The sequence below is a fragment of the Shewanella sp. genome (assembly GCF_041630135.1).
In the GTDB taxonomy this organism is placed as follows: domain Bacteria; phylum Pseudomonadota; class Gammaproteobacteria; order Enterobacterales; family Shewanellaceae; genus Shewanella.
On record NZ_JBFKLW010000102.1, the window covers coordinates 1 to 6487 of the forward strand.

Below are 6487 nucleotides of genomic sequence, written 5' to 3' on the forward strand. Positions count from 1 at the left end.
CCATTCGGTGAATTCTTCGCGAAAGACACCAATGCCGAGATGGTATTCGTGGGCGGTGGTGCCGGTATGGCGCCAATGCGTTCACACATCTTCGACCAGCTTAAGCGTTTGAAGAGCAAGCGTAAGATGAGCTTCTGGTACGGTGCCCGCTCCAAGCGTGAAATGTTCTATGTAGAAGATTTCGACGGTCTGGCAGCTGAAAACGATAACTTCGTGTGGCACGTGGCTCTGTCCGATCCTCAGCCAGAGGACAACTGGGATGGCTACACCGGCTTCATTCACAACGTTCTGTACGAGAACTACCTGAAAGACCACGAAGCGCCGGAAGATTGTGAGTTCTACATGTGTGGACCTCCAATGATGAACGCGGCAGTGATCGCCATGCTCAAAGATCTCGGCGTTGAAGACGAAAACATCCTGTTGGACGACTTCGGCGGTTAATGGAATTGGCCCCTGCCAATGGTGGGGGCCAAATATCAAGAACTCACGAGAATGCAGGTCCCAATGAAAAAGACCTTTTTAAATTGGCTGGTCCTTGTCGGACTGGCCTTTTTTATTTCAGCTTGTTCTAAAGCACCGGAAGTGGTTAGTCTCTCCGGCAGTACTATGGGTACCACTTACAACATTAAGGTCGTACCTAACGACAAGTTGCCACAAAGCCCGCTGCTGCAGGCTGAAATCGATTTGGCGCTGGAGCGGGTGAACGACCAGATGTCCACTTATCGGCCCGATTCGGAGCTCAGCCGCTTCAATCAGCTGCCCCTTGAGCAGGGAGTGGAAGTTTCTGAAGCCACCATTACAGTTATCCGTGAAGGTATGCGTCTGCATGACCTCACTGGCGGTGCGCTGGATATTACCCTTGGCCCGCTGGTCAATATTTGGGGGTTTGGCCCGGACAAGCGGCCGACCAAGTCTCCCACAGACGCTGAGATTGCCGAGGCAAAAGCCCGTACCGGGATCCAGAATATCAGCATTGAAGGTAAGCGCCTTTATAAACACAATGCCCATCTGTATGTGGACTTGTCTTCTATCGCCAAGGGCTATGGCGTGGATGTGATTGCTGACATACTGGAAAAGTATCAGCCTCAGGGCTATCTGGTAGAGATTGGCGGCGAGCTGCGCATCAAAGGCTCAAAGGCTGATGGCAGCCCATGGCGTATTGCTGTTGAGAAGCCGCAGACCGAGGGCCGGTCTGTATCTCAGGTGATTGAACCCGGTAATATGGGCATGGCCACCTCCGGTGACTATCGCAACTACTTCGAAGAAGATGGTAAGCGGTTCTCCCATATTATTGACCCGCGCACTGCGTTCCCTATTCAGCACACCCTGGCTTCGGTAACGGTTCTTCATCAAAGCTGTATGACCGCCGACGGTCTTGCTACTGCCATGATGGTGCTTGGTACAGAAGCATCATTGGAACTTGCCAAACAGCATGGTCTGGCGATAATGCTGATTGAAAAGCAGGGCGACGAGTTTGTGGTACACTACAGCGATACGTTTTTGCCCTTCGTTAAGTCCACTCAGGAGTGAAGTATGAGTACCTTTATCGCGGCCTTTGCGGTTTTGATGGTGTTCTTTTTGTTGATGTCCATTGGATATATCATCAAGAAGAAGGCTGTCGCCGGTAGTTGTGGTGGGCTGGGTGCCATTGGCATCGAAAAGGCCTGTGACTGCGATGATCCCTGTGACCGACGCAAAGCAAAAATGGCGGAAGAAGAGGCTCGCAAGGAAAAGCTGGCGAAAGACAGGATCATCTGATTTGTCTGTGTGCTGCCGCACTAAAGTGTGAAGCCAGAATAAATACGCAACAGGGCTCCTTCGGGAGCCCTGTTTAGTTTTGTTGATAAGCATGGATGCTGTCTATACTCATGGCTAGGGGGATGGTCCCCAATAAAGAAGGAGAAGCCATGAGTTCAGCACCCGAGCACCTCCTTAATTCGGTCGCTGTAATTACAGAGCAAAGACAGCTTGTTTCTCTGGCTACCAGTTTGATAGACACCATTGAGCAAGTCATGGGGTGCCGTCAGGTGGCCATTATCAATGTCAGCGCACTCCCTCACTTTCCACAGCTTTTGACTTCAGCCGACTATTCACTCCCCTTGGATCCGTTACCCGCTTGTGTAAAGGCATGCGTAGAAAGTGGCGAGCCGGTTCAGTGCTTACCTCCAGGTTGTTGCAAACTGGCACTGCCATTAAAAATGGATGACGTAGTCGTAAAGGTGCTGCTTATCAATGAAATAGAGCCAGATAATACGCAACTGACTATGTTGCGAGCATTTGCACGCATATATGAAAACTTTGCCAGAGTTGTTCACGAGAGCCAAACAGACAGCCTGACAGGCTTGCTAAACCGAAAAGCATATGATGTTCAGCTCTTGCACTTTTTTGCCTGTATTCGCGGTGACAGCAATTCAGCTTTTAGGTTCTGGATGCTGACTTTTGATATTGATTACTTTAAAAAAATTAATGACAACCTTGGACATCTTTATGGAGATGAGGTGCTGCTGCAGATAAGTCAAAAAATGCAGGCCTGTTTTAATCCTCTGGATGCGTTGTTTCGTTTCGGTGGAGATGAGTTTGTTGTGCTGATCTATAACAAGAGCCAAGACGAGGTGAGTGCGTTGTGTAATAAACTGCTTGCTAAAGTGTCGGAGATCCATCATGAAAAAATTGGTTCAGTCACACTTTCTATGGGAATTACCCCACTGTCGCTGGAGGACAATCCGACTTCTGTATTGATGAAAGCAGACAAGGCGCTTTATTTTGCCAAGGAAAATGGTCGTAACCAATGGGCTTTTTATCATCAACTTATCAATCAGGGAGAATTGGCTCCACCCCATATTGATGATGATATTGAGCTTTTCTGAAATATAAACGCAATGATAATGATTAACTTTTATATATTGTTGAAATAAAAGAAAAAGTTGAATATCACATCTCGATGTACTAGGTTTGAATATTGATGCAGATCAATATTTCTTTAACCTGGGACTACTGCTTATGAAAGGCCACGCCAATGTGGTAAGCCATTTGAACAAGGTGCTGACCGCCGAGCTTACCGCTATCAACCAGTATTTTCTCCATGCCCGAATGTTTAAAAACTGGGGTCTGGAAAAGCTCAACAGTAAAGATTACAAAAAATCCATAGAAGACATGAAGCATGCAGACAAACTTATCGAGCGGATTTTGTTCCTCGAAGGTTTGCCCAATCTGCAAGCGCTCGGCAAGCTGCGTATCGGTGAGCACTCAGAGGAGATGCTCGGCTGCGACAAAACCATGCTGGAAGAGCAGCTGCCGCTGCTGCGGGCCGCGATTGCCGATTGTGAAGCCTCACGGGACTATGTCAGCCGCGATATTCTGGAAGATATTCTCGAAGACGAAGAAGAACATTTGGACTGGCTTGAATCTCAGTTTGAGCTTATTCGCCTGACCGGCATTCAGAATTATCTCCAATCGCAGATGGATGACTAAAGGAGGACATCATGAAAGGTAATCAGGACGTCATAAACGTACTTAACAGTTTGCTGACCGGAGAGTTATCTGCGATGGATCAGTACTTTGTTCATGCGCGCATGTACGAAGACTGGGGTCTGAACGAGCTTTACGAGCGTATTGCCCATGAATCAGACGACGAGCGTGAGCATGCGGCCAAGCTGGTGTCCCGCATTTTGTTTCTGGAAGGCACTCCCGATGTGGCCAGTCGGGAAAAGCTGAATATCGGCAGTAATGTCGAAGAGATGCTGAAAAATGATTTGGCCTATGAGTATAAGGTGGCGGGCAATCTGAGAAACGCTATTGCTCTGTGTGAAGAGAAAGGCGATTACGTCAGCCGTGAGCTGTTGGAGCAGTTGCTTGAGGAGACCGAAGACGATCATCTCTATTGGCTGGAGAAGCAAATTGGCTTGATTGGTAAGGTGGGGTTACAAAACTACCTGCAGTCCAAGATGTAAGCGCAATACCTCTGGCTTACACATTGATAACCCAGAGATGGCACATGTTGTTTAAGGTTTACTCATTGCCCGGATAAAGCAGCTCCCCAAAACTTTATCTGACAGCAGAACTGACCAACGGCGGCCCGCGAGGTCGCCGTTGTCACTTATTTTGCTAATTTTATTGATTTTTTGCTGTTAACCCCTGTCGATTGTTGCTAGATTTGACCGCTGTTTCACCCACCAATAAAAAGGGAAGCCGAAGATAAGCCCGCTGCATGGTTCACAGTGAGCGATATTTATCTTCCTCAGTGAAAAGGGTTATTTCATGGAACAAATTAAACGCTCGTTGAGTCTGCAACTGGTGCTGACTTTGGTCGGGGCTTTGGCAGTGTTGCTGGCTCTGGTTGCCACTTTTCTGGTGCGGGATGCCAGTCATGTAACTCGCGCGACCATCGACGGTGATATTAATGCGCTGATGGAACTCAAAAGCCGCGAGATCCGCGGTTATTTTGAGGCCAAAGGTCAGGTTATTCATTCGGTGTTTGCCGAGCCCGGACTTCAGGAGTGGTTCAGCCACTACCGTAACAGGGGAAGTCAAATTGTCGCAGACAAAAACTATCAGGATATTGTCAGTTACTTTCGCTCCTTTTCTGACAGAGACAGCGATATCAAGTCGGTGTTCTTTGGCTCCGCCAATACATTTGAATATTTTGACCTGAATGGCCGTTACGATGGCGACCCGAACTATTTCACCAATAAACGCCCTTGGTGGCAGGAATCGCTGGATAAGGGCGGCCTGTTTGTCGGTGACCCGGCGGTGGATGCCAATGACGGCTCCGTTTCTGCCACAGTAAAGACCCCTGTATACGGCGCCAATGGCCAGCTGATTGGTATTGGCGGCATGGATATTCTTATCGACACCATAGGCGCAGCACTGTTAGCCCCTATTAAATATCAGGGCGCCGGGCAGGCATTTCTGATGACGGACGATGGCAAGCTGGTGTATTTCCCCGGCTTTAATCAGGGCTTTCCTCCTGGCTCGCTTGTTCAGGATGTGGACAAAAATGGCAGCGAGGGCTTTGCTGCGTTGGGCGAGCAGATGCGTCGTCAGGCCAATGGCTTTGCCGAAGTGGAATATCTTGGCGAGGCGCAGCGGGTTGCCTTTGTGGAAGTAGGCGGCGAGTATCCAAGGCAGAAATGGCATCTGGCGTTTATGCTGCCCCATGATGTGATTGAAGCGCCGGTGCGGGATGCGTTCTGGAACGCCTGTTGGATGGCGTTGGGGATTATCCTGATGGTCGGTGTCACCGTGTGGCTGCTGCTGTTGCCGCTTCGAAGACAACTGGGCTCGCTGCTGGGCGCCATGGAAGACATGGCCAAAGGCGAAGGGGATTTGTCGCGCCGTATTGAGCTTGAGCGAGAAGATGAGCTTGGGCAGATGGCCGATGCCTTCAATCGTTTTGCGGCCAAGGTGCAGCAAATGCTGCTGGAAACCCGTGAGCTGACCCGGGATGTGGATGATGGCATTGTCGAGGCTCGTAAGATTTGCGATCTGGCGGTGGGTGCGGTCTCGCGTCAAAAGCAGCAAATCCACTCAGTTGCCGCCGCGGCCACTGAAATGGCTCACACCAGTCAGGAGATGGCGGCAAACTGTCAACGCAGCGCCGATTTTGCCGAGCGAGCCCAGCGCCAGGCCAACGATGGCAAGCTGATTGTGACTGAGGCGACCCAAGGCATAGAAACGCTCTCGAATCGGGTGATAGAAGCCGCAACTGTGATGAAAGAGCTCAGAACCAGTTCTGAAAAAATTGGTGAAGTGCTCAGCGTTATCCGCAGCATTGCAGAGCAAACCAACCTGCTGGCGCTAAATGCCGCAATTGAAGCTGCGCGGGCCGGGGAACAGGGTCGCGGCTTTGCCGTGGTGGCGGATGAGGTGCGCACCCTGGCATCCCGGACCCAGGACTCTACCGCCAATATTCAGGGCATTATTCAAGCCTTGCAGCACAGTGCCCTGAGTGCCGAGTCTGTAATGGAAGCTGGAGTAAGCGATGCCAGGCGCGGTCAGGAGCTGACACATCAGGTGCAAACGTCCTTGATTCACATTAACGAAGCCATCGAGGCGATTATGCAACAGACCACAGAAATCACGGCTGCTGTCGGTCAGCAGGCCTTAGTGGCAGAGGAAGTGGCCCATAACGTGGAAACGGTACGTGGGCTATCCGATGAGTCTCACGATGCCAGTCAGGAGCTGTCACGTAGCCTCAGAGCCTTCGAAGCCATGACCGGTTCTTTGTCCCGCAATATTGGCCAGTTCAGGATTTGAACTGTACTCAATCTTAAAAAAGCGCCGGCGGGCGCTTTTTTGTTGGCAGGATTTTTGATACTGTTTTTATATACAGTGTTTTTGTGGCCAACTAATGGGAAAAATCATTCATATCGATATGGACTGCTACTTCGCCGCAGTGGAGATGCGGGACTTTCCCGAACTCAAGGGGAAACCTATGGCAGTGGGTGGCAGTCGCGATCGCCGCGGGGTGATAAGCACTTGCAATTAC

General features: G+C 50.1%; 7 protein-coding genes and 1 pseudogene. All 8 read left to right on the forward strand.

The annotated features are described in order from the left end of the window. The coding region (gene nqrF, locus ABYK60_RS17955) for an NADH:ubiquinone reductase (Na(+)-transporting) subunit F (protein ID WP_372873369.1) at positions 1–441 on the forward strand (441 nt) is incomplete at its 5' end. A 63-nt stretch (positions 442–504) separates the two neighbouring features. Further along, a complete protein-coding gene (locus ABYK60_RS17960) occupies positions 505–1530 on the forward strand; it encodes an FAD:protein FMN transferase (RefSeq protein WP_372873370.1) in 1026 nt (341 codons plus the stop codon). 3 nt (positions 1531–1533) lie between these two features. Next, positions 1534–1758, forward strand: coding sequence for a (Na+)-NQR maturation NqrM (gene nqrM, locus ABYK60_RS17965; protein ID WP_126167699.1), 225 nt, complete (start codon positions 1534–1536; stop codon positions 1756–1758). Between the two features lie 149 nt (positions 1759–1907). After that, positions 1908–2867, forward strand: coding sequence for a GGDEF domain-containing protein (locus tag ABYK60_RS17970; protein WP_372873371.1), 960 nt, complete (start codon positions 1908–1910; stop codon positions 2865–2867). A 133-nt stretch (positions 2868–3000) separates the two neighbouring features. Next, the gene (gene bfr, locus ABYK60_RS17975; protein ID WP_372873372.1) at positions 3001–3471 is read left to right on the forward strand and encodes a bacterioferritin; all 471 of its coding nucleotides are present in this window, start codon (positions 3001–3003) and stop codon (positions 3469–3471) included. A gap of 11 nt (positions 3472–3482) precedes the next feature. Next, positions 3483–3950, forward strand: coding sequence for a bacterioferritin (gene bfr / locus ABYK60_RS17980; protein ID WP_372873373.1), 468 nt, complete (start codon positions 3483–3485; stop codon positions 3948–3950). A gap of 307 nt (positions 3951–4257) precedes the next feature. Beyond that, entirely contained in the window at positions 4258–6255 is a 1998-nt protein-coding gene (locus ABYK60_RS17985) for a methyl-accepting chemotaxis protein (protein WP_372873374.1), read from the forward strand. Between the two features lie 94 nt (positions 6256–6349). Continuing rightward, positions 6350–6487 (forward strand): annotated as a pseudogene (locus ABYK60_RS17990) (DNA polymerase IV); the annotation flags it as partial.

What these genes read in the sequence shown, in the direction of transcription:
- ABYK60_RS17960 (WP_372873370.1), top strand. Translation starts at nt 505, where the DNA reads ATGAAAAAGACCTTTTTAAATTGGCTGGTCCTTGTCGGACTGGCCTTT.
- nqrM (WP_126167699.1), top strand. Translation starts at nt 1,534, where the DNA reads ATGAGTACCTTTATCGCGGCCTTTGCGGTTTTGATGGTGTTCTTTTTG.
- ABYK60_RS17970 (WP_372873371.1), top strand. Translation starts at nt 1,908, where the DNA reads ATGAGTTCAGCACCCGAGCACCTCCTTAATTCGGTCGCTGTAATTACA.
- bfr (WP_372873372.1), top strand. Translation starts at nt 3,001, where the DNA reads ATGAAAGGCCACGCCAATGTGGTAAGCCATTTGAACAAGGTGCTGACC.
- bfr (WP_372873373.1), top strand. Translation starts at nt 3,483, where the DNA reads ATGAAAGGTAATCAGGACGTCATAAACGTACTTAACAGTTTGCTGACC.
- ABYK60_RS17985 (WP_372873374.1), top strand. Translation starts at nt 4,258, where the DNA reads ATGGAACAAATTAAACGCTCGTTGAGTCTGCAACTGGTGCTGACTTTG.